Raw genomic sequence first — 20,381 nt, 5'->3', positions numbered from 1 at the left:
AAGAATTCTCCCCGGATCAGTTCGCGGTCAGCACGACCTTGACGCTCTGCGAGCGGTCGAGGGCCAGCCGCAGCGCGTCCGGCGCGGTGGACAGCGGCCGCTCGGCGGTGACCAGAGACAGCACGTCGACGCTGCCGTCCGCAATCAGCTCCACCGCCGTCATGAACTCGAGCCCGAAGCGGAATGAGCCGCGCAGGTCGATCTCCTTGGCCATCACCGCATTGGCCGGTACCGGAATCTGGCCACCCGGCAAATTGCCGATCTGCACCACCACGCCGCCGCGCCTGACGATACCGATCGCACTGGCAAGGCCTGCAGCCGTGCCCGAGACTTCGAAAGCGACATCGTAGGGGCGCGACGCGGCCTGCGCCTTCAGGCCTTCCTCGCCGGCTGCGACATTCTCGACGTGTGAGGCGCCGAGCCGGGTCGCAAAGGCCAGCGGCGCCGGCGCGATGTCGGCCACTGTGATGTCTGTCATGCCGGCGCGGCGCGCGGCAAGCATGGTCAGAAGCCCGATCGGACCGGCACCGAAAATGATGCCGCGCTTGCCTTCGATGTTGCCGGCACGCGCCACCGCGTGCAGGCAGACCGCGAGCGGCTCCGCCAGCGCCGCGGCCTGATAGGACACATGATCGGGGATCTTCACGCACTGCGCCGGGATTGCGTCGAAGTAATTGGCAAAGCCTCCCTGCATGTGCGGCGTCTTCGAGGCCGAGCCCATGAAGTAGATATTTTCGCAGAGGTTTTGCCGGCCTTGGCGGCAGGCGACGCAGTGGCCGCACCAGCGCGACGGGTTGACGGCGACACGGTCGCCGACCTTCAGGTTCGCTGCGGAGCCCGCGATCTCCACGACCCCGCCGGAGATCTCGTGGCCGAGCACCAGCGGCGACTTCACCACGAAATCGCCGGTCCGGGCATGACGGAAATAATGCATGTCCGAGCCGCAGATGCCGCCGGCGCCGAAGCGGATGCGCACCATGCCTTCCGCGAGCTTGTCGAGCGGATGCTCGACCATGCGCAGATCTTCGGGGCCAAACAGGGTTGCGGCGAGAGCAGTTGAGGTCATTTGGAAAGTCCCATGTATTTCGGCAGCCAGAGGGTCAGTTCGGGAATGTAGGTGATCGCGAGCAGCGCGAGCATCAGCGGCACCAGCCAGGGCAGGATCGCCACCGTCGTGCGCTCGACCGAGAGCTTTGCGACGCGCGCGAGCACGAACAGCACCATGCCGAGCGGCGGATGCAACAGGCCGATCATCAGGTTCAGCGTCATGATCAGACCGAAATGGATCGGGTCGATGCCGAGCTTGAGCACGATCGGCAACAGGATCGGCACCAGAATGGTGATCGCCGCCGTGGTGTCGATAAAGCAGCCGACGAACAGGATCAGGACGTTGGCGAGCGCCAGGAACACCCATTTGTTGTGGGTGATGCTGAGCATCCAGTCCGACAGCATCTGGGCTGCCTGCGACACCGTGAGCAGCCAGGCGAAGATCGAGGCGGCCGTGACGATGAACAGAACCGACGCCGTGGTCTCGATGGTGTCGAAGGTCGCCTTCGCCACCGTCTTCATTGTCATGGTGCGGTAGCGCACGAGGCCGAGAAAGAGCGACCAGATCACGGCGGCGACCGCCGCTTCCGTCGGCGTGAACCAGCCGAGCGTCATGCCGCCGATCAGGATGACCGGCGCCATCAGCGCCATCACCGCGGAGAAGTCGAAGTACCAGTCCATCGCGAGCAGCACGACCAGACCAATCCCAACTGCCCAATTGGTGGAGAGACCGGCGACCGTCAGAAGCCAGACAGCCATCGGGAAGCTCAGTACGACGAGGATCTCGAGCCCCGCCGACCCCAATTGCGGCCAGGAGAACGGCGTATCGTTGCCCCATTTGTTCTTGTGCGCGAAATAGGTGACGGTAGCCATCATGAGCAGCGTCAGCACGACGCCTGGAATGACACCCCCCAGAAACAGCGCGCCGATCGAGACATTGGCCATCATGCCGTAGATCACGAAAGGCAGCGACGGCGGGATGATCGGCCCGAGCGTCGCCGACGCCGCGGTGACACCGACGGAGAATTCCGTCGAGTAGCCGTGGTCCTTCATCGCCTTAATCTCGATGGTGCCGAGACCGGCGGCATCCGCGATAGCGGTGCCGGACATGCCGGAGAAGATCACCGAGCCGATGATGTTGACATGGCCAAGGCCGCCCCGCATCCAGCCGACCAGCGCGACGGCGAACTTGTAGATGCGCCCGGTGACGCCGGCGATGTTCATGAGATTGCCGGCCAGGATGAAGAACGGCACGGCGAGCAGCGGAAAGCTCTCGACGCCGGCGATCATGCGCTGTGCCAGCGTGACGTCGGGAGTCACGCCGCTGACCAGGATGTAGAGCAGCGACGACGCCGCCATGGCAATCGCCACGGGTACGCCGAGCAGCATCAGGACGAGAAAGCCTCCAAGCAACAGCAACATGGGATTACCCTTCAAAACCGTCGTAGGCGCCGGGACGTTCGAGGATCGAATAGCCCTGTCGCAAATGTTGCACGGCCACCTGCAGAGAGCGCACGAACATCAGCACGAAGCCGAGCAGCACCGCGTAGTAGACGTAGTCCTTGGGAAGATTGATCGTGGTCATGGATTCGTCGCCGATGATCTGGATGTAGACCCAGACCAGCTTGATGGCGTAGCCGAAGAAGGCGATCCGGATCAGGTCGATCACCGTCGACAACGCCCGCGCCACGAGGTGCGGCAGATAGCGATAGAGCAGGTCAACCTGAATGTGCCGCGACAGCCGCACGCACATCGAGGAGCCGATGAAGACCACGCCGATCAGGCAGTAGGTCGCGATCTCCTCGGTCCAGGCGTAGCTGTCGTTGAGCACGTAGCGGGTAAAGAACTGGAGGAAGACGGCGAGCGCCATTACCCAGAAGATCGCCAGCGCGACCCAGTCCTCGAAAGCGTAGATGCCGAGATCGACCTTGGGTGCCGCCTCCTCCTCGAAGGTGTGGGCGATCTCGTCCGCGGTGATCTGCCGGTGCGTTTCGGCGGTGGACATGGGTGTGCTCCTCAAACTGATCACGTCGTTCCGGGATGGTGCGCTAGCACCAGACCCGGAACCTTCGAGATTCTCAGGTGCGCGATTGCGCACCGTAGTTCGGTCCTGCGGACCGCCCCGGGATGACGATACGTCGTTACTTCACCGCCTGAATGCGTTCCCAGTCGGCCTTGCGATAGCCAAACGTCTCGAACGCGACGTTCTTCAGCACGGTGTCGCGGAACTCGTTCTTGTCGACCTCGGTCACGGTCAGGCCCTTCTCCTTGAAGAAGGCGACCAGCTTGGCCTCGTTCTGCTTGATCTCCGCGGTCGCCTTGGCGGCGGCCTCCTGCGCGACGTCGGTGAAGATCTTCTTGTCCTCGTCGCTGAGCTTCTTCCAGAGCGCGCCGGCCACTACCGTGTTGAGATGGTCGACGATGTGGCCGGTCAGCACGATGTGCTTCTGCACCTCGTAGAACTTCTTGGCCTCGATCGTGGTCAGCGGGTTCTCCTGAGCCTCGACGGTGCCGTTCTGGAGCGCGAGATAGACTTCGGCGAACGCGATCGGCGCGGTGTTGGCGCCGCAGGCGCGCGGCATCGCCAGATAGGCGGGAACGTCGGGCACGCGCATCTTCAGGCCCTTGAGGTCGGCACAGGTCTTGATCGGCTTGTTCGACGAAGTCTGGCGCACCCCGTAATAGGTCACCGCGACGATGTGGTGGCCGCTCTTGTCCTCATAACCCTTGGTAAGCTCCTTGAAGATGTCGCTCTTGGTGTAGGCGAGCAGATGATCGGCATCGCGGAAGGTGTAGGGATAATAGGTAACGCCGATCGGCGGAAAGCTCTTCGCGGCGAAGCTTGAGCCGGAGATGATGATGTCGACCGAGCCGAGCGAGAGGCCCTGGTTAATGTCGGCTTCCTTGCCGAGCTGCGACGCCGGATAGACGTCGATCGCATAGCGCCCGTTGGTGCGCTTGCCGATCTCCTGCGCGGCCCAGACCGACGCGGTGTGGAAGGGCTCCGAGGTCTCGTAGACGTGGGCCCATTTCAGCTTGGTCTGCGCCATGCCGGCGCCAGTCGTAGCAATCATCGCCGCGGCCGAGACCGCCACCACCATTGTCATCTTTTTCAACACTGACTTTTCCTCCATTTTTCAAGTCTACTTCTTGTTCGCCCGCCTGAAGTGGACGCGGGCCGCCCAATCTCATCGCCGCCGCGCGCTGCCGCTTTTGGCCCGCTTCTTCAGCGCTCGCTCCGGTTTTGCCGGCGTTACCGGCGAGCCTGCCGATCGGCCGCGTGCCGAAGACGATCCTGCCGCGGTCTCGGCGCCAAAATTCTGCGCAAAGCGCTCCTGGGATCGTGCGAGATGATCGCGCATCGCATCGCGCGCGGCCTCGGGATCATGCGCCGTGATCGCGTCGCGCACCGCGCGATGCTCGTCGAGCGCAGTGCGCCACGTGCCCGGGCTCTCGAAATAATGCGCAAGCTGCGCGAAATAGGGATTGAGGCGCTGGTCGAACAACTCGCCGACCACGCGCACCAGAACGGCATTGCCGAGGCTTCCGGCGATCGCGACGTGGAAGGCGCGGTCATGGACCATCGAGGCTTCGCCGGGGTGTTCTACATTCTCCATCGCGACAAGGGACGCATCGATGCGGGCAACGTCGTCCTTCGTCGCCACGCGCGCGGCTTCTTCGGCAATGGCGCTTTCCAGGAACTCGCGGGCGCGCAGCAGCTCGAACGGGCCCTCGATGACGGAAGCAGGCGCGATCGCGGCAACGGCCGCGGGCTCGATCACATAAATGCCGGAGCCGACGCGGATACGGAGGCGGCCCTCGACTTCAAGCGCGATCAGGGCTTCACGCACCGTCGGCCTGGAAATCTTGAGTTGCTCGGCGAGCTCGCGTTCGGTCGGCAAGCGGCTGCCGACCGCGTACTCGCCGCTGTCGATCAGGTTTCGCAATTGATCGGCGACCTGGCGATAAAGCCGTCTCGCCTCCACAGCTTCCAGCGGCACGCTGGTCCTCCCGAAAAGGGTCACGCCGGCAGCTCTCGCTGCAGGCAGCCCGCCAATTTTGGAAAATTGGTCTTACCAATTGACCGCAGCATTGACCGAGGACGGGCGCCATGTCAAGCAGCGGCCAAACAAGGGGAGAGACGACCATGCGCCTTGATCCAACGCGCCTTGGCCGCGCCAATCTCGACCGGCTGCCACCACGTATCCGCCGCCCGGCCTACGATCGTTCGCGCGTCACGCCCGGCATCGTGCATCTCGGCCTTGGCGCGTTTCATCGCGCCCACCAGGCCGTCGTCATCGACGATTGCCTTGCGGCCGGCGCCACCTCGTGGGGCATCGTCGGCGCCAGCCTGCGCAGCCCTGACACACGCGACGCCCTCGCCCCGCAGGATCATCTCTATACGGTCGCCGTCCGTGCCGCCGAAGGCACCGAGCACCGCATCATCGGTTCGCTGCTCGACAGCGTGGTCGCGCGCGAGAGCCCGGCACGATTGGTCGAGCGAATGGCCGATCCCGCCATTCGCATCGTCTCCCTCACCGTCACCGAGAAAGGCTATTGCCACACGCCGCAGACCGGCGATCTCGACGAGCGGCATCCTGATGTCGTGCACGACCTCAACAATTTCGACGCACCGCGCTCGGCACCCGGCTTCATCATTGCAGCGCTGGCGCGCCGGCGGGCCCTGGGCGCCCCGCCCTTCACTGTGCTGAGCTGCGACAACCTCGCCGCCAATGGCCACACCGTGCAGCGGATCGTGACGCAATTCGCCGCGCTGCGCTCGAAGGATCTCGGCAAGTGGATCGCGGATACCGCGGCCTTCCCCTCGACCATGGTCGACCGCATAGTGCCGGAGACGACGGATGGTGACCGCGATGCGGTTTCATCGGCGCTCGGTTTGCGCGACGCATGGCCCGTCATGACCGAGCCGTTCACGCAATGGGTGGTCGAGGACCGTTTCACGGCAGGCCGGCCCGATCTTGCCGCTGCCGGCGTCGAGCTCGTCAACGACGTCAAGCCGTTCGAGCTGATGAAGCTGCGGCTGCTCAACGCCAGCCATTCGGCGCTGGCCTATCTCGGCTATCTCGCCGGCTACGAGACTATCGCCGACACCATGCAGGATCCGCATTTCGCACGCCTCGCCGCGCAGGTGATGGAAGAGGCCGCGGTGACGCTGACGATGCCCGGGGGCACCGATCTCGCCGCCTATCGCGCCTCGCTGCTCAAGCGCTTCGCCAATCCGGCACTGCGTCACCGCACCTGGCAGATCGCGATGGATGGCTCGCAAAAGCTACCGCAGCGCCTGCTCGGCGCGATCCAGGATCGTCTCGCCAGGAACCTGCCGATCGCGACGCATGCGCTCGCGGTGGCCGGCTGGATGCGCTACGTCACCGGCCGCGACGAGAAGGACCGCACCATCGACGTGCGTGATCCGCTCGCCGCCGAGTTCGCTGGCTTGGCGCGCGAGGCAGGTCCCGTCGCCGAACGATTGGCGCCCGCGCTGCTCGGCGTCGGAAAAGTGTTCGGGCCGCTGGGCGCGGAGCCGCGCCTGCGCGAGGCCGTGACCGTGGCGCTCGGCCGACTCTATAAGGATGGCGCGCGGCGTGCGGTGGAGACGCTTGTCTCAGCGTGACCACAAAACGGGCAGCAATGCTGCATTGCGGTCCAGATCGAACGGAAAGTCGACGGAAGTCGCGCTTGATTTTTCCCTGTCATTGCCCCACCCGAGAGGCATGGCAAAGGACAACAAGGTGATCGCCGCGAACGCAGCGTTCTACGCCGCCTTTTCGACCGGCGATTTCGACGAAATGGAGCGGATGTGGGCGGACGATGACACCATTTCCTGCATTCATCCCGGCTGGCCGGCCATCATCGGCCGGGCCACGGTGATCGGAAGCTGGCGCGACATCCTGCAGAGTCCGGAACGCCCGCAGATCGTCTGCGCGGAACCGCAGGCCATTGTCGATGGCGATAGCGCGCGCGTGCTCTGCATCGAGATCGTCGACGGCACGGCATTGGCCGCTGCCAACCATTTTCGGCGCGTCGGGGACGACTGGCGCCTGGTGCACCACCAGTCGAGTCCGATCGCGCAAATTGTCGAGCAAGCTGAGGACGATAGAGCGAGCCACCGCGTCCATTGAGGGCGCCCGGCCCGCAAGCACATTCTACTGTGCATGGGGTTGTTTTTCAGTTTTTTGTTCTGGCGCCTCACCCGAGCCCGGACAGATCATCCAGCACGACCCGCGCCTGGCTAAAATCGTCGTCCCGGAAGAACATGCTTCTGGTGATGAGCACGGGAATGTTCGCCCTTGAGGCTGCGATCAGGCCGTTGGCGGAATCCTCGATCGCGACGCAGTCGGACGCGTTGAGCTTCAGCCGCGCCAGGATTTCGAAATAGACGTCCGGCGCAGGCTTTTTATGCCGCACGTCATCCCCCGCGACGATCGCATCAAAATCCGCGGCCCAGCGCTTTCCGAAGGCTTGCGACAGCAGTGCATCGATATTGCCGTGCGACGTGGTCGTCGCGATCGCGAGCCGCTGGCCGCGCGCCTTGGCAGCAGCAAGCAGATCCGTCACCCCGGGCCGTAAGGGGCAGCAGCCGGTCTCGACCAGTTCGGCATAACGCGCAGTCTTAATGCGATGGAGTTCCGCGATGTCCACGTCCGACAATGGCGCCGCGATCGGCAGCCTTTCGTGGTGGGCGCGGATCCGTTCCTTGCCGCCGGTGACCCGCAGCAGGTCCTTGTAGACGGCCCGGTCCCACTTCCAGTCGAGGCCGTGGCGGGCGAAGGCATGGTTGAAAGCCTGCCGATGCAGCTCTTCTGTCTCGGCCAAGGTGCCGTCGACATCGAAGATCAGCGCGGCGGCGCGGCGGACCAGCTCAACCGCGTCAGACAGCATGATGGCGGGCGCTTCTGCCTGCATGTTCGATGCGTTCCTCCCGATGAGCGAGCATCGCCTGCACAGGCGGGCGGAACAAATCGCAATATCTTTTGCCGAACCCAAAAATCTCTTATGAGCGGAGGAGCGCTGCGGCGCGAACGGGAACTTCGACCTGCAAGGAAGACGTATGCGGCTCTTTATCCTTGGCCTCGGCTACAGTGCCCGGCACTTCGTCCGCCTATTCGGTGGCCGCTTCTCGCATATCGCCGGCACGGTGCGCGATCCCGTGCAGCGGGGCGATCTCGCCGGCATCGAGGTGCACGCCTTCTCCGGCGGCAGTCCGGCACGCGAGACGGTCGAACGTATCAGCGACGCCGACGTCCTTCTCATCTCGATCCCGCCCGGCAGCGCCGGCGATCCTGCCATCGCGACCTTCTCGGACGTGCTGGCAGCGGACCGCCACCTCAGGATCATCTATCTCTCCACCATCGGCGTATACGGTGACCATGCCGGCGGCTGGGTCGACGAGAGCACGCCGCCGAAGGCCGACCTCGACCGCACGCGCATGCGGCTCGCGGCGGAACAGGCATGGACGGACACGACCGGTGGCGATGCCGCGATCCTGCGGCTTGCGGGTATCTATGGCCCCGGCCGTAACGCGCTGGTGACGCTGCGCGCTGGAACGGTCCGGCGCATCATCAAGCCGGGACAGGTGTTCAACCGCATCCACGTCGACGACATCGCGAACGCGATCATAGCCGCGGTTCGTCACCCGAGCGGCGGCATCTGGAACGTCTGCGACGACGAGCCCGCACCACCGCAGGATGTGATTGCGTACGCGGCGAAGCTGATGAATGTTGCACCGCCGCCCGAAGAGGCGTTCGAGACCGCCGAGATGTCGGCGATGGCCCGCAGCTTCTATGCCAGCAGCGCTCGTGTTTCCAACGCGAAAATGAAGCGCGAGCTCGGCGTCACGCTTGCGTATCCGACCTACCGCCACGCCCTGGATACGTTGTGGCACGCGGGAGAGGGACGATAGCGTTCCGGCATTCCCGGCGTCCCAGACATGCCCTGCTCGCGCTTGACTTCGCTCCGGTACGGTCGTGATCTAACCACCGAGCGGGCCACTGCAAAACGAGCCCGCGCTTGGGAGGATCCAATGAAGACGATCGCCATGGTCGCGGCGGCTGCCGTCATCACACTCGGTGCAGCGCGCGCCGCGCCGCTGCCCGAAGCCAGCCCAGACGAGGCCGGCTTCTCGAAACAAGGCCTTGCACGGCTCGACAATTTCTTCGCGCGTGAGATCGCCGCCAAGCGCGTGCCCGGCGCCGTCGTGGCGGTGGCGCGGGACGGCAAGCTCGTGCACTACAAGGCCTATGGCATGCTCGATCCGGACAAGGGCACGCCGATGCCTGTTGACGCGATCTTCGCATTGGCCTCGATGACCAAGCCGATGGCGGCGGTCGCGGGCCTGACGTTGTTGGAACAGGGCAAGCTGCCGCTTCAGGCCAAGCTGTCCGACTACTATCCCGGCTTTGCCGACATGAAAGTCGGCCTTCAGCAGGGCGACGGTTCTTTGAAACTCGAACCGCAGGCGTCACCGATCTTCATTCACGACCTGTACCGCCATACGTCCGGATTGATGTATGGCGGCCGCCCGGCCTCATCGAGCCCGGTGGCGCGGCAATATCCCGACGGTGTCGCACCGGCGATCGAGGGCGACACCCAGGCCTTCATCGATCGGATGACAAAGCTGCCGCTGGCGCATCAGCCCTCGACGGAGTTCGAATACGGCTTCTCGATCGACGTGCTCGGCGCCGTCGTCGAGAAGGTGAGCGAGCAGAAGCTCGGCGACTATCTCGCCGCCAATGTCTGGCAGCCACTCGGCATGAAGGACGCGACCTTCCATCCGACCGACGCACAGCGCCCTCGCCTCGCCCGCCCGTTCGCCAACGATCCGCTGACCGGAAAGCCGCAACCCATCAAGCTTTTGGACACGCCGACAAAATTCGACTGCGGCGGCGCCTGCTCGTTCGCCACCGTCGGCGACTACATCCGCTTCGGACAGATGCTGCTAAACGGCGGCGAGCTCGATGGCCAGCGCATCCTCGGCCCCAAGACCGTGCATCACATGACGACCAATCATCTCGGCCCCGAGATCAAGAACAACGTGGCGAACATCGAACCGCATCGCGCCGGCTTCGGCTTTGGCCTCGCAGTAGCGGTCCGCACCAGCGAAGGATTGTCGTCGGTCCCCGGCAATCCCGGCGAGTTCACCTGGAACGGCGCCTACGGGACGCAGTTCTTCTGCGATCCCAAGGAGCGTCTTGTCGTTGTGGTCGGAACGGCGGCGCCGGGCGAGCTACGCAAATATTATCGCGAACAGGTCCAGGACATCGTCTATGGCGCGATGGTGAAGTGAGGTCGACGCCTTGAAATAGAAAGGGCGGCCACTCGGGCCGCCCTTTTAAAATCAGCGTCAGCTCAACACGCCATACTTCTTGAACCAGGCCTGGGCCTGCTTCCAGGCATCTTCTGCGGCGTCCTTGCGGTAGCTGCCGCGGTAGTCGGCATGGAAGCCGTGCGGCGCTTCCGGATAGATCTTGAACCCGGCCGGCTTCTTGTTTTGCTCGAGCGCGGCTTTCATCTGCTCGACCTGAGTGACGGGAATGCCGGTATCGGCGCCGCCATAGAGGCCGAGCACCGGTGCCTTCATCTCGGGCGCGAGCTGCATCGGGCTCTTCGGCCACAGCGGATTGGCGGGATCGACGACGGTGCCGTAGAATGCAACACCAGCCTTGAGGCCGCCGCTTTGAGCGGCATACTCCCAGACGGTGCGTCCGCCGCGGCAGAAGCCGACGATGCCGAGCTTCGCGGTGTCGCCGCCTTGCGATCCCGCCCACGCCACCGTCGCATCGAGATCGGACAGCAGCTCCGCGTCCGGCTTGGCATTGACGATCGGCAGCAGGTCCTTGATCTCGGAGATCTTGGTCAAATCGACGCCCTTGCGAAAGTAATAGTCCGGCGCGATCGCGAAGGCGCCGAGCTTGGCGAGGCGCCGCGTCACGTCCTTGATGTATTCGTGCAGGCCGAAAATCTCCATCGCCACGATGATCACCGGCGCCTTGGTGTTGCCGGCGGGGCGGGCGAAATATGCAGGCATCTCCTCGGAGCCGACTTTGATCTTGACGTCGCTGATCTGGAGGCCGCCGGTATCAGTGGTGATCGCCTCGGCGCGCACGGGCCCTGCCGCAAGCGTGTAGCCGGCCGCGACCGCCGCGGTCGCGCTCATGAATCCGCGGCGCGAGACCGGGGCGACCTTGGTCAGCCCGACGACGTCGGATGTCATGGTGGTTTCGATACTCATCGGTTCGTCCTTCCTGATGCGCGCCTGATCCTTCAGGCGGCGCATTCGCCAATAATTGCCGGCGAAACGCAAATCACCAGCCTGCGAGCGCACCGCTTTCAGGCCTTGTTTTCAGGTCTTGATCTGATGCTGTTTCACTGGCGAAGCCTTGCGCCATACGCGCCGCGATCACGATGACGGGCGCTGCAAGGCCGATCGATTGATAGGACGGTGTGAGCGCGATGGTCAGGATCGATAGCCCCATGAGTGCGAAGCTCAGCAGCATGGCAGGCCAATCCGGTCGGAATAGATCCCGAGCACGATTCCGCCGATCGGCCGCGTCACGAAGCCGGCGCCGAAGGTCGCCAGCGACGGCATCGGGCTGCCGTACTCGCTTCCCGTCGGGAAGAGGTATGGCCGATCTGGATGGCGAAGATGCTGTAGGTGGTGAAGTCGTAGAATTCGAGCATGTTGCCGACGGTGGCGGCCAATGCTGCGCGCTTGACGCTGAACGGCTTCACTTGCTCGATCACGGACGACACACTGGCATTTCCGGCTCGATCCTATTTCGATTTAACCGCTTGGCCGCCTTGCGGCGCAACATCCATTAACCGAAAATAGCGGTTCGCTCGTCCCCATTTGCGCTGCCACGAGTTGCGGCCCATCGGCCTGCTCGCGCAATCCAAAGCGGTTCACGCAACAAATGGGCTCCGCGATGGTCGCAGCGACACATTATGTTGCACGCACATCCCGCGCTAGCGGAATTTGCGCGTACACCGCGTCCATTTGACTGAAATTTTCAGAAGAGTTGAGCCGGGCGATTTACTCGAACTTTCTTCGTGACGCTCTAGTTCCACGGCCGAAGGTTCCGCCTCTCTCAGGGAGCTTCATTATCAGCCGCCCGGATTGCGCTACCAAAGCTCAATTGAATTAAGATTTACCGACCTGGAATCGAAATGAACTTGGCTCGCGAATCGATTGAACTGCTGGAACAGGTCGCCCGTATCCTGTGGTTCGAAGGCGCCAAGCACGGCTTGCGCGATCGCGAGTGGATGGCGCTGCGTTTCCTTTTTCGCGCCAACCGGTTTTCCCGGACGCCGTCGGCGCTCGCGAGTTACATCGGCACCACGCGTGGCACCGCCTCGTTCATCATCGGGGAGCTGGAGCGGCTCGGATATCTCGAGCGAAAGCGCTCGGCCCAGGACAAGCGGTCGGTGATGCTGAGCGTGACACAACAGGGCAGGAAGTTCCTGGTGCGCGACCCCGTCAATGTCCTCGTCGAGTCCATCGCCGTGCTCGAGGACGAGGCGAAAGTCAGCTTCCGCGACGCGCTCCGCCACGTGCTGGATCAGTCGGACGCAGCCGAACAGCGGCACCATACCGACGTCTGCAAGCGATGCATCTTCCTCCGCGAAGATCGCACCACCACGGACAGCAGGACGACGGCCGAGTTCAGCTGCCGCCTGTTTCGGGCGCCGATCGCGGAGGCGGAGGTCGATCTGCTATGTACCAGCTTCGAGCATCACCGCAAATAGAAGGCGGCCCTCGATCAGGGCGTTGCCTTGCGTGACGAATAGATGACGCCCCCGCTGGACTCGACCACCAGACGTCCGTTCTCGTTTCTGATCTCCTCGATGCGGCCAAGGCCGGGCACCTGCTGTCCCAGCACCGCCTCGATGACGCCGTTCGGGCCTTGCAGGATCGCAATCCCTTCGTAGGCCTGGCGGACCGACCAGCCCTTGACCGTCTTGCGCGGCGCCGAAATGCGCTCGGCCGGAGCTACCGATCCCGTGATCTCGGGCGTAGCGGCCGAGGCCATCATTGGCTGTGAAGCCACGGGCGCCGGAGCCTGGGCCTGCGCCTGGGCAAGCTTGTCGAGCTTCACCGTAGAGGACGAGCTCACCCGTTCGATGCGATCCAGATTTTCGCCAAAACGGCCAAAACGGTCATTGGTCGCCTTGCTCGATTGATCGACCGCGGTGCGCAGACCGTCGAGATTATCGGACACGCCCGACACCTGCCTGCGCAGTTGCGCCACCGTCTCGCGCAGATTCCTGATCTCAGTATTGGCGGCGACGTTGCTCTGGGCGGGCTGCGTGGTGAGATAGGCGATCACGCCGGTGCAGGCGCAGACGACCAGGACCGCAGCGACCGCCAATGTCGCGAGCGGCACGACCCATGTCGGACGCGGCGGCGGCGGCTTGGCCACGATCACGGCCGGCTTGATCACGGTGGGCGTAGGCTTGGGGATTGCCATCTTGTCGAGGCGCGCCTTGGCGCGAATACGCTTCAGGCCCTCGAGCGCCTCTTTCGCCAGAGTTTCATCGCTAGCTGCTGCCGACGCAGGCTTGGTATTCGCAGCAGGCTTGGTATTTGCAGTAGGCTTAGTATTTGCAAAAGGCTGGGTATTTGCAAAAGGCTTGGCGGTCGGCGCCGCATTGTCCCTGGGATCGCGCGCATCTGTAGCCGGCTTCGCCGTTACGGAAGCATCGGCGGTTGCGTTGGGACGAGCTTGTCCATCGGACAACATGCGAGAATGCTCCGTTCAGTTCGATCTGTCGAACGGTGACGTTATTTGCCGAAGCTTGCCTGAAACGTGCGGATCGAAAACTTTTCATCACGCGCGATGCGACGTCACATGAGTCAAAAGCGTCATGCACGTGGCGAGAGTGCGACTCGAAAGACACACCCTTGCCAAGATTTCGCCAAGCTGGAGTCGCCTCGCCATACATGAGTCGAATTGTCGCACGTGGAAACACGATGACGAGAGTCAATCCGGGGTTGAAAATCCCTCAATATGCATGATGCGCAGCATTACCCAAAATAGCTGTAATCATACGGGGATGCGGAACTTTAGAACCGCCAGGGTGCAAAACTAGTTCGAATTCCAAATCAACTGATGCGATTGAATATACAAAGAAACAACTCGAACTGAATCAACAGCATCAAGCACGTGTAGCAAACGCTTAGTTGCGCACGCTTGATCGGAAATCGGCAATTGTTACGGTCCTACTCAAGTGATTCTCGCCAGTTGGCGAGGAGATCGACACAGTGCAGTAGCGTTCGGATGCAATGAGCAACTTGGCGCAACTGTTCTAGGTCGCTTTCTCAATCCGCTCCGCGAGGTGATCCGCAAGACACCCGCCGAGCCTCACGCAGTAAGCGTTCAGTATCGAGTCGAAGTAGCAGGCCTGCGAGACGCAGGCACTGAATGCGTAGGGCTGCCCGCGAATATCGAAACCATAATAACGGTTCGCGGGAAGGAATATCGTCAAACAGCACAGTTGCCGAGCCGGGCATCACAACAACCAACCGGCCGTAACAAGTGCGAAACAGGGGCGACAAACTGATGTATATTATCGTTGATGATCGCGAGAGCGTCACGAACAGCTATGTCGGAGGGCTCGTTCGCGAAGGTGTATCGTCGATCGGCTTCTCCTCCGGAGAATTCTGGGACTGGCTGCAATCTGCGAGTGAACCGGATTTGGCCGCGGTGGACGCCTTCCTCCTCGGGGATTGCGACACCCGCGGAAGCCTGCCGCGGGCGATGCGCAAGCGCTCCTCGGCGCCGATCATCGCCATGAGCGGCCAGAAGATGCTCAAGAACACGCTGGAGCTGTTCGAATCGGGCGTCGATGACGTCGTCTACGTGCCGATTCACCTCCGGGAGATCCTCGCCCGAACGGCCGCAATTGCGCGCCGCCGGGTCGGGGAACTGCCGAGGCCCTGCGAGACCAGGATCCAGGTCTTCTTCAACGGACGTGACCCCGAGGTCGCCGGCCACGCCCTCACCCTGCCCCGCCGCGAACTGCGCATTCTCGAATATATGGTCAGCAACCACGGCAAGTGGGTCACCAAGACGCAGATATTCAACGCGGTCTACGGCATCTTCGAAGCGACATTCGACGAGAGCGTAATCGAGAGCCACGTCAGCAAGCTGCGCAAGAAACTCCGCGATCGCCTCGGCTTCGATGCGATCGTGGCCCGGCGCTACGTCGGATACCGGCTCGACATCCCGGCCGGCGAAACCATCGACGTGCCGATGCAGGAGCTCGATGAGGTCGGCATCCTGCTGAACAGGACGCATGCCGCTCCGGCGGCGTATCCGGCCGGAAACTGATCGGCAGGGCGCTGCCACGAAACCGACAACGGCCCCTGCGAACTTCCTTCGCAGAGGCCGTTGTAGTTTCAGCGACGTCAATGGCGAACAGAGGCGCGGCAGTACCGACGCTGCGGCACGCGTCCAAACTAGGTTCTAGAGCTTCGCTTCTGATTCGATCAGAACCGATAATGCCCTAGGGCTTCTGCTGGAATTCTTCCTTCGACACGTAATTGAAGTCCTCGACAAGGACGTCCTGGACGACTTCGGCCTGCATTCGCTCGTTGACACGCTGCTTGATGGCCGTCGTGAGGATGGAGAGGTCGTAACGGGCGAGTTTTCTGAAATCGAGGCGATCGTCCGCATAGATCCTGCGGAAGGCTTCATCGACGACGAACGGCTCGGGCGGCACGTTGAGCTGGTGCATGGTCCGCGCCTCCACGGTGTAGACGAAGCGCGCGACGATGTAGCCCTGCACGTTGCCACTCTCGACCATCGGCACGCTCAGCGCCCGCGTCTTCTGGTACTGCAGCCCCTCGAGATATTCGTCCTTTGCAGGCAGCAGGCTGCCATTTTCCTTCCAATAGGCCACGGCATAGCTCGTTCCCGCGGTGAGGATGCATACCCAGAGCCCGGCCAGCACGAGTCTGATCATTTTCCGTCCTGCGCTGCGCGGCCGGTATAGGTGCCGTCCGACTCGGCGTCCTTGATAGCCTTGACAATGATGGTCGCGACCTCGCGCACCGCATCGTAATGCATTTCGAGGATGGAACGGTTACGCTCGAGCTTCTCGCGCAGCCGCTGGATCTCCTCGGTGATCTCGACCTCGCCGCCGAGATGCATTCGTGCCCGCATCAGGCGGACGAATTCCAGCATGCTCCGGCTCTTCCGGGCGCTGAACTCGTCGAAGTCGATCTTCTTGCCCGTCGCGAGCGCGGCCGTCTCCTCTTCGACGATGCTTGCGAGCCGGCGAATCGCAGCCAGCAGGCCGCGCACCTCGTCCGATCTCGCCGCGTCCGCGCCGTCGTTCGCGACCTCGCCGCCGACATTCGACAGCAGCACGGGCAGCAGCGCATCGCCCGACACGGCTGCCGTCGTCATCGCCTCGGTGTCCACGGCCGGCTGTTCCATTACCATGGCCGCCGCGCCTTCTTGTGCCTGCATAGGAAATTCATCCTTCAACTTCTGTCATCCATTGCCGGATCGTCATCCGGCCTTGCCCGTAGCGTCCGGTCCCGCCGGATGCGCGGCAGCGAGCTGCTTGGCAATGCCAATGCCCTTGCCCTTTGCCAGCTGAGCACCAAGTTGCTCCGCCAGCATCGACTTCCAGACACCGCCGGCCGTGCCCTTGCCAAAGACCTCCTCCGACTCCTTCGGCAGCATCGTCTCGACGAAGGTCTGGAGGATGAAGGCTTCGAACTTGCGGTACACCTCGCCGGATGCCGGCGCTTTGATCACCTGCACCGGCGCCCCGTTCACCGCACCCGACTGCGGTTCCGAAATCTTCGTCGCGGATTGATCGGCAGCAGCCGCCTTGGCCTTCGCCTTGCCGACCTCCGTGTCCATCGTGGCGGCGAAATCCGTGTCCGATGATTTCAGCGCATCGAGCTTCGCGGCGGCCGCGCGCTGCGTCACGGGATCGGCTGCGTCGAGGACGTCGAGAACGAGGTCGGGCGTCGCTGTCACGATCATGTCTTGTTCCGGTTGGCTAGCCGTGGCGTCCACTCGCGCACGGTGAGGCTTGTTCCCGTCATCTCCTCGAGCGATCGCTTCTCGGCGTCGCGAAGCTTGTCCGCGAGCGCCGCCTTCGCGACCTGCTCGAACTGCTTCACACGGCGGCTCTCCGCGCGAACCTGGTCGAGCTGCTGCGAGGCCTGCGCCTGAATCGCGCGCGCGCCGAGGCTGGTTCTGGTCAGGCGCCGCGCGATCGATTCGCTCGATGATCCCGCCGGCGGCTTCCCCTCGTTGAGAGTTCCGACCAGCCATTCCTGCTCGTCCTGCAAGCTGCGCTCCTGCTGCCGCAGATGCGCGAGCTGCCATTCTGACAGCCGGAGCTGGAGCTTCACGAGCGAAACCATCCGGCCGAGCTTGTCCGCGCGCGACGTCATGACCGATCACTCCGCCAGCCAGGACGAGACGCCAAGCATGAATTGCGTCAAGAGCTCGTCGCTGGTGAGGTAGAGCAGCAGGAATCCGCCGAACAGCACGAAGGGCACCGAGATGAAATAGACAGGAATCGCCGGCGTCAGTTTGTTGATCAGCCCGACCGCCAGGTTGACGACGACCGAATAGACGATGAAAGGACTGGCGATCCGCAGCGTCAGCACGAATGCCTCCGACAACCGGCCCACGAGCTGGTCGAGCGGCATGCTGCCGCCGAGCCGGTCGCCGGGATGCCAGACGTCGTAGGAGTTCATCAGCCCGCGCAGGACCTGCCAGTGCTGGTCGGTCATGAAGAACAGCGTGGTGACGGCCGTCATGATCAGCGGCACCAGGGCCGGCGCCGGATCGGTGTCGCCCACCTGCGTCCCCGGGATGTTGCTCAGCCCGATCGCACTGGCCATCATGGTGGCCATGGTCTGGAGTGCGAGGAAGAACACGCGACCGCCGAGCCCGATGACGCTGCCGACCACGAGCTCGGAGCAGATCAGCAGCACGAGCGTCAGCGGCGCCGCGTTGTCCGTGAGAGGCTTCAGGACAGCAATCAGGATCGGCGTCAGCGCAAACGTCGTGACGAGCGCGACGAACAATCGGACCTGGGCCGGAACGTTGACGCTGGAATAGCCGGGCACCAGCATCAGGCAGGCACCGATGCGGCAGAACACGATGAACGTCACCAGCACGCTGTCGGTGAGGCCGCTGATCACGATATGGCTCCAAGCGCCCTGATCTCGGTGCTGCGCGCGACTTCGACATGCGACAGGATCGGCAGTGTCGGAAAGACCCGCTCCAGGATCATCCGGACGTAGGGACGCGCTTCCGGGGTCACCGCCAGCACCACGCTGGTGCCGTTCTCGGTGAACTTGCGGATCGCGGCGCTGGCTTCGGTCGCAAACTGCTCGATCAGGCGCGGGTCGGCGTCGAATTCGACGACGTCGCCCTTGGCGTCGCGCTTCAGGCTCTGGTGGAACGCGAGATCCCAACGGTTGCCGAGACGGACGACGTTGAGCACGCCATTGTCGGAGAGATCGCCGCAAATCTGCTGGGCAAGACGTGTACGCACATGTTCTGCCACCTGCTCGGAGCGCCGCACATGGGGCGCGATTTCGGCGATGGCTTCGAGGATCAGATGGAGGTTGCGGATCGACACGCGCTCGGCCAGCAGGATCTTCAGGATCGCCAGCAGCCCCGAATACGATATCTGCGACGGGCAGAGATCCTCGACCAGGCGCTTGTATTCGGGATCGAGCTGGTCGAGCAGGCCGCGCATGTCCTTGTAGGACAGCAGCTGGGCGAGGTTGGCCCTGATCACTTCGCTCAGATGCGTGAGCAGCACCGACAGATTGTCGACCGGCTTGCAGCCCTGACGCTTGACCTCGTCGGTGAACGCGTCCGTCACCCACAACGCCTTCATGCCGAAGGCCGGCTCGATCACCTCTTCGCCTGGCACGTCGGGCTTGCCGTCCTTGTCGACCAGCACCAGCACTTCGCCGAGCCGGAGCTCGCCCTGCGCGACGCGGGTGTCGTGGATCCGGATCTGGTATCCTTTGGGATCGATCGACAAATTGTCGGTGAGCTTGATCTCGGGAACCACGAAGCCGTACTGCTTGGCGAACTTCTTGCGGATCTTCGCCACGCGGTGCGCCAGCTCGTGGCGCGAGCCCAGCAGGTGGACCGAGAGGTGGCCGCCGAGCGCCAGCTCGATCTCCGCCGTCTTGAGCGATTCCTTGACGGATTCCTTGGCATCGACCTGGGCGCGTTCGTCGGCCTTGCGCGCATCTTCCTTCTGCTTCAGGGCTGCCTGCCGCCTCGGCAGCGAGTATCCGACGAAAGCCATGACGCCGCCGAGCAGCAGGAAGGGCGCCGTCGGCAGCCCCGGCATCAAGGCGAGCACGAACATCATCAGCGCGGCGGCCGACACCGCGCGCGGATAGCCGCCGAGCTGCCGCAACACCGCCTGCTCGGCCGAACCCCTGGTGCCGCCCTTCGAGACGAGCAGGCCCGCCGACAGCGACACGATCAGCGCCGGCATCTGCGTTACCAGACCGTCGCCCACGGAGAGCTTGGTGTAGACGTCGGCGGCCCGTGCCAGCGTCAACCCGTGATGCGTCACGCCGATGATGATACCGCCGAAAATGTTGATCGCGGTGATGATCAAACCGGCGACGGCGTCGCCGCGGACGAATTTCGAGGCACCGTCCATGGCGCCGAAAAACGCGCTCTCCTCTTCCAGCTCGCGGCGCCGGCGCTGGGCTTCCTTGTCGTCGATCAGGCCCGCGGACAGATCCGCGTCGATCGCCATCTGCTTGCCGGGGATGGCATCCAGAGTGAAACGGGCGCCGACTTCGGCGATACGCGTTGCGCCCTTGGTGATCACGACGAAGTTCACCGTGACCAGAATGGCGAAGATGATCAGGCCGATGACGAAATCACCACCCATGACGAACTTCGAGAAACCGGCAACGACATGGCCCGCAGCGTTTTCCCCCTCCCCACCGCGCGACAGGATGAGACGGGTCGTTGCGACGTTGAGCGCAAGCCGCAGGATTGTCGCGATCAGGAGCACGGTCGGGAATGCCGAGAAATCGAGCGGCCGCTGGATCCACAGCGCGACCATCAGGATCAGCGCCGACAGCGCGATCGAGAATGCGAGACCGAGATCGATCAGGATTGGCGGTATCGGCAGGAACAGGATCGTGAGCATGGCCACGATGCCGCCTGCGAAAAAGGCATCGGCGCCCAATCGTCGCGGGGTCGGCAGGCTAGCAGCTAACGTATCGGCCATGGGTCACCGGCAGAGGATCCGGCCCGTAATCTGCCGTGCAAAGCTTACGCGGGGGTGGTGGC

General features: G+C 63.4%; 20 protein-coding genes and 1 pseudogene. 6 read left to right on the top strand and 15 right to left on the bottom strand.

Features of this window, described 5'->3' with window-relative positions:
- Window positions 1–16: 16 nt before the first annotated feature.
- The 5 genes from ABIB66_RS25610 to ABIB66_RS25590 form a co-directional block, all read right to left on the bottom strand.
- The gene (locus ABIB66_RS25610; protein ID WP_354060185.1) at window positions 17–1,066 is read right to left on the bottom strand and encodes an L-idonate 5-dehydrogenase; all 1,050 of its coding nucleotides are present in this window, start codon (window positions 1,064–1,066) and stop codon (window positions 17–19) included.
- Window positions 1,063–2,469, bottom strand: a complete 1,407-nt coding sequence (locus ABIB66_RS25605) for a TRAP transporter large permease (RefSeq protein WP_354060183.1) — start codon at window positions 2,467–2,469, stop codon at window positions 1,063–1,065. Before ABIB66_RS25605 ends, ABIB66_RS25610 begins: the two co-directional genes overlap by 4 nt.
- Window positions 2,470–2,473: 4 nt before the next feature.
- The gene (locus tag ABIB66_RS25600) at window positions 2,474–3,052 is read right to left on the bottom strand and encodes a TRAP transporter small permease (protein WP_027570511.1); all 579 of its coding nucleotides are present in this window, start codon (window positions 3,050–3,052) and stop codon (window positions 2,474–2,476) included.
- 136 nt (window positions 3,053–3,188) lie between these two features.
- On the bottom strand, window positions 3,189–4,148 hold the full coding sequence (locus tag ABIB66_RS25595) for a sialic acid TRAP transporter substrate-binding protein SiaP (RefSeq protein WP_354205516.1): 960 nt from the start codon (window positions 4,146–4,148) through the stop codon (window positions 3,189–3,191).
- Window positions 4,149–4,235: 87 nt separating this feature from the next.
- On the bottom strand, window positions 4,236–5,048 hold the full coding sequence (locus tag ABIB66_RS25590) for a FadR/GntR family transcriptional regulator (protein ID WP_354060180.1): 813 nt from the start codon (window positions 5,046–5,048) through the stop codon (window positions 4,236–4,238).
- A gap of 146 nt (window positions 5,049–5,194) precedes the next feature.
- Here ABIB66_RS25590 and ABIB66_RS25585 point away from each other — a divergent pair, with 146 nt between their 5' ends.
- A complete protein-coding gene (locus ABIB66_RS25585) occupies window positions 5,195–6,679 on the top strand; it encodes a mannitol dehydrogenase family protein (protein ID WP_354205006.1) in 1,485 nt (494 codons plus the stop codon).
- 100 nt (window positions 6,680–6,779) lie between these two features.
- A complete protein-coding gene (locus ABIB66_RS25580) occupies window positions 6,780–7,187 on the top strand; it encodes a nuclear transport factor 2 family protein (RefSeq protein ID WP_275169691.1) in 408 nt (135 codons plus the stop codon).
- 67 nt (window positions 7,188–7,254) lie between these two features.
- Here the strand turns inward: ABIB66_RS25580 and ABIB66_RS25575 are convergent, their stop codons facing one another.
- Window positions 7,255–7,971, bottom strand: coding sequence for an HAD family hydrolase (locus ABIB66_RS25575; RefSeq protein WP_354205513.1), 717 nt, complete (start codon window positions 7,969–7,971; stop codon window positions 7,255–7,257).
- 145 nt (window positions 7,972–8,116) lie between these two features.
- On the opposite strand from ABIB66_RS25575, the gene ABIB66_RS25570 reads away from it, so the two are divergent.
- A complete protein-coding gene (locus tag ABIB66_RS25570) occupies window positions 8,117–8,968 on the top strand; it encodes an SDR family oxidoreductase (protein ID WP_354256045.1) in 852 nt (283 codons plus the stop codon).
- A gap of 120 nt (window positions 8,969–9,088) precedes the next feature.
- On the top strand, window positions 9,089–10,351 hold the full coding sequence (locus ABIB66_RS25565) for a serine hydrolase domain-containing protein (protein ID WP_354205002.1): 1,263 nt from the start codon (window positions 9,089–9,091) through the stop codon (window positions 10,349–10,351).
- A 57-nt stretch (window positions 10,352–10,408) separates the two neighbouring features.
- Here ABIB66_RS25565 and ABIB66_RS25560 read toward each other — a convergent pair whose 3' ends face one another.
- A complete protein-coding gene (locus ABIB66_RS25560; protein ID WP_275169353.1) occupies window positions 10,409–11,296 on the bottom strand; it encodes a dienelactone hydrolase family protein in 888 nt (295 codons plus the stop codon).
- A gap of 139 nt (window positions 11,297–11,435) precedes the next feature.
- Window positions 11,436–11,808 (bottom strand): annotated as a pseudogene (locus ABIB66_RS25555) (MFS transporter); the annotation flags it as partial.
- Window positions 11,809–12,231: 423 nt separating this feature from the next.
- On the opposite strand from ABIB66_RS25555, the gene ABIB66_RS25550 reads away from it, so the two are divergent.
- Complete coding sequence (locus tag ABIB66_RS25550; RefSeq protein WP_275169354.1) at window positions 12,232–12,810, top strand: MarR family winged helix-turn-helix transcriptional regulator; 579 nt, start codon at window positions 12,232–12,234, stop codon at window positions 12,808–12,810.
- 14 nt (window positions 12,811–12,824) lie between these two features.
- Here ABIB66_RS25550 and ABIB66_RS25545 read toward each other — a convergent pair whose 3' ends face one another.
- Complete coding sequence (locus ABIB66_RS25545) at window positions 12,825–13,805, bottom strand: hypothetical protein (RefSeq protein WP_354256042.1); 981 nt, start codon at window positions 13,803–13,805, stop codon at window positions 12,825–12,827.
- Between the two features lie 819 nt (window positions 13,806–14,624).
- Between ABIB66_RS25545 and ABIB66_RS25540 the strand changes: the two genes are divergently transcribed.
- Window positions 14,625–15,395, top strand: a complete 771-nt coding sequence (locus tag ABIB66_RS25540; RefSeq protein ID WP_354256039.1) for a response regulator transcription factor — start codon at window positions 14,625–14,627, stop codon at window positions 15,393–15,395.
- 175 nt (window positions 15,396–15,570) lie between these two features.
- Here ABIB66_RS25540 and ABIB66_RS25535 read toward each other — a convergent pair whose 3' ends face one another.
- The 6 genes from ABIB66_RS25535 to flhA are packed head-to-tail and all read right to left on the bottom strand — an operon-like array spanning window position 15,571 to window position 20,319.
- Window positions 15,571–16,029 (bottom strand): hypothetical protein, encoded by a 459-nt coding sequence (locus ABIB66_RS25535; protein WP_007613914.1) that lies wholly within the window; start codon window positions 16,027–16,029, stop codon window positions 15,571–15,573.
- A complete protein-coding gene (locus tag ABIB66_RS25530; RefSeq protein WP_275169357.1) occupies window positions 16,026–16,538 on the bottom strand; it encodes a flagellar biosynthesis protein FlgN in 513 nt (170 codons plus the stop codon). Before ABIB66_RS25530 ends, ABIB66_RS25535 begins: the two co-directional genes overlap by 4 nt.
- A gap of 42 nt (window positions 16,539–16,580) precedes the next feature.
- Window positions 16,581–17,066, bottom strand: a complete 486-nt coding sequence (locus ABIB66_RS25525) for a rod-binding protein (protein WP_275169358.1) — start codon at window positions 17,064–17,066, stop codon at window positions 16,581–16,583.
- Window positions 17,063–17,482: a hypothetical protein gene (locus ABIB66_RS25520; protein WP_275169359.1), complete on the bottom strand. Its 420-nt coding sequence runs from the start codon at window positions 17,480–17,482 to the stop codon at window positions 17,063–17,065. The genes ABIB66_RS25525 and ABIB66_RS25520 overlap by 4 nt, the downstream gene beginning before the upstream one ends.
- Window positions 17,483–17,488: 6 nt before the next feature.
- Entirely contained in the window at window positions 17,489–18,241 is a 753-nt protein-coding gene (fliR, locus tag ABIB66_RS25515) for a flagellar biosynthesis protein FliR (protein ID WP_354256036.1), read from the bottom strand.
- Complete coding sequence (gene flhA / locus ABIB66_RS25510; protein WP_275169361.1) at window positions 18,238–20,319, bottom strand: flagellar biosynthesis protein FlhA; 2,082 nt, start codon at window positions 20,317–20,319, stop codon at window positions 18,238–18,240. Before flhA ends, fliR begins: the two co-directional genes overlap by 4 nt.
- Window positions 20,320–20,381: the final 62 nt, after the last annotated feature.

Origin of the sequence: Bradyrhizobium sp. F1.13.3 (assembly GCF_040548265.1) — a bacterium.
Lineage (GTDB): Bacteria > Pseudomonadota > Alphaproteobacteria > Rhizobiales > Xanthobacteraceae > Bradyrhizobium.
The sequence above is the reverse complement of the archived record's forward strand: the minus strand, read 5'-3'. Positions and strand labels throughout refer to the sequence as shown.

Coding starts and splice junctions, on each gene's coding strand:
- ABIB66_RS25610 (WP_354060185.1), bottom strand. CDS start 1,066: ATGACCTCAACTGCTCTCGCCGCAACCCTGTTTGGCCCCGAAGATCTG.
- ABIB66_RS25605 (WP_354060183.1), bottom strand. CDS start 2,469: ATGTTGCTGTTGCTTGGAGGCTTTCTCGTCCTGATGCTGCTCGGCGTA.
- ABIB66_RS25600 (WP_027570511.1), bottom strand. CDS start 3,052: ATGTCCACCGCCGAAACGCACCGGCAGATCACCGCGGACGAGATCGCC.
- ABIB66_RS25595 (WP_354205516.1), bottom strand. CDS start 4,148: ATGGTGGTGGCGGTCTCGGCCGCGGCGATGATTGCTACGACTGGCGCC.
- ABIB66_RS25585 (WP_354205006.1), top strand. CDS start 5,195: ATGCGCCTTGATCCAACGCGCCTTGGCCGCGCCAATCTCGACCGGCTG.
- ABIB66_RS25580 (WP_275169691.1), top strand. CDS start 6,780: ATGGCAAAGGACAACAAGGTGATCGCCGCGAACGCAGCGTTCTACGCC.
- ABIB66_RS25575 (WP_354205513.1), bottom strand. CDS start 7,971: ATGCAGGCAGAAGCGCCCGCCATCATGCTGTCTGACGCGGTTGAGCTG.
- ABIB66_RS25570 (WP_354256045.1), top strand. CDS start 8,117: ATGCGGCTCTTTATCCTTGGCCTCGGCTACAGTGCCCGGCACTTCGTC.
- ABIB66_RS25565 (WP_354205002.1), top strand. CDS start 9,089: ATGAAGACGATCGCCATGGTCGCGGCGGCTGCCGTCATCACACTCGGT.
- ABIB66_RS25560 (WP_275169353.1), bottom strand. CDS start 11,296: ATGAGTATCGAAACCACCATGACATCCGACGTCGTCGGGCTGACCAAG.
- ABIB66_RS25550 (WP_275169354.1), top strand. CDS start 12,232: ATGAACTTGGCTCGCGAATCGATTGAACTGCTGGAACAGGTCGCCCGT.
- ABIB66_RS25545 (WP_354256042.1), bottom strand. CDS start 13,805: ATGTTGTCCGATGGACAAGCTCGTCCCAACGCAACCGCCGATGCTTCC.
- ABIB66_RS25540 (WP_354256039.1), top strand. CDS start 14,625: ATGTATATTATCGTTGATGATCGCGAGAGCGTCACGAACAGCTATGTC.
- ABIB66_RS25535 (WP_007613914.1), bottom strand. CDS start 16,029: ATGATCAGACTCGTGCTGGCCGGGCTCTGGGTATGCATCCTCACCGCG.
- ABIB66_RS25530 (WP_275169357.1), bottom strand. CDS start 16,538: ATGCAGGCACAAGAAGGCGCGGCGGCCATGGTAATGGAACAGCCGGCC.
- ABIB66_RS25525 (WP_275169358.1), bottom strand. CDS start 17,066: ATGATCGTGACAGCGACGCCCGACCTCGTTCTCGACGTCCTCGACGCA.
- ABIB66_RS25520 (WP_275169359.1), bottom strand. CDS start 17,482: ATGACGTCGCGCGCGGACAAGCTCGGCCGGATGGTTTCGCTCGTGAAG.
- flhA (WP_275169361.1), bottom strand. CDS start 20,319: ATGGCCGATACGTTAGCTGCTAGCCTGCCGACCCCGCGACGATTGGGC.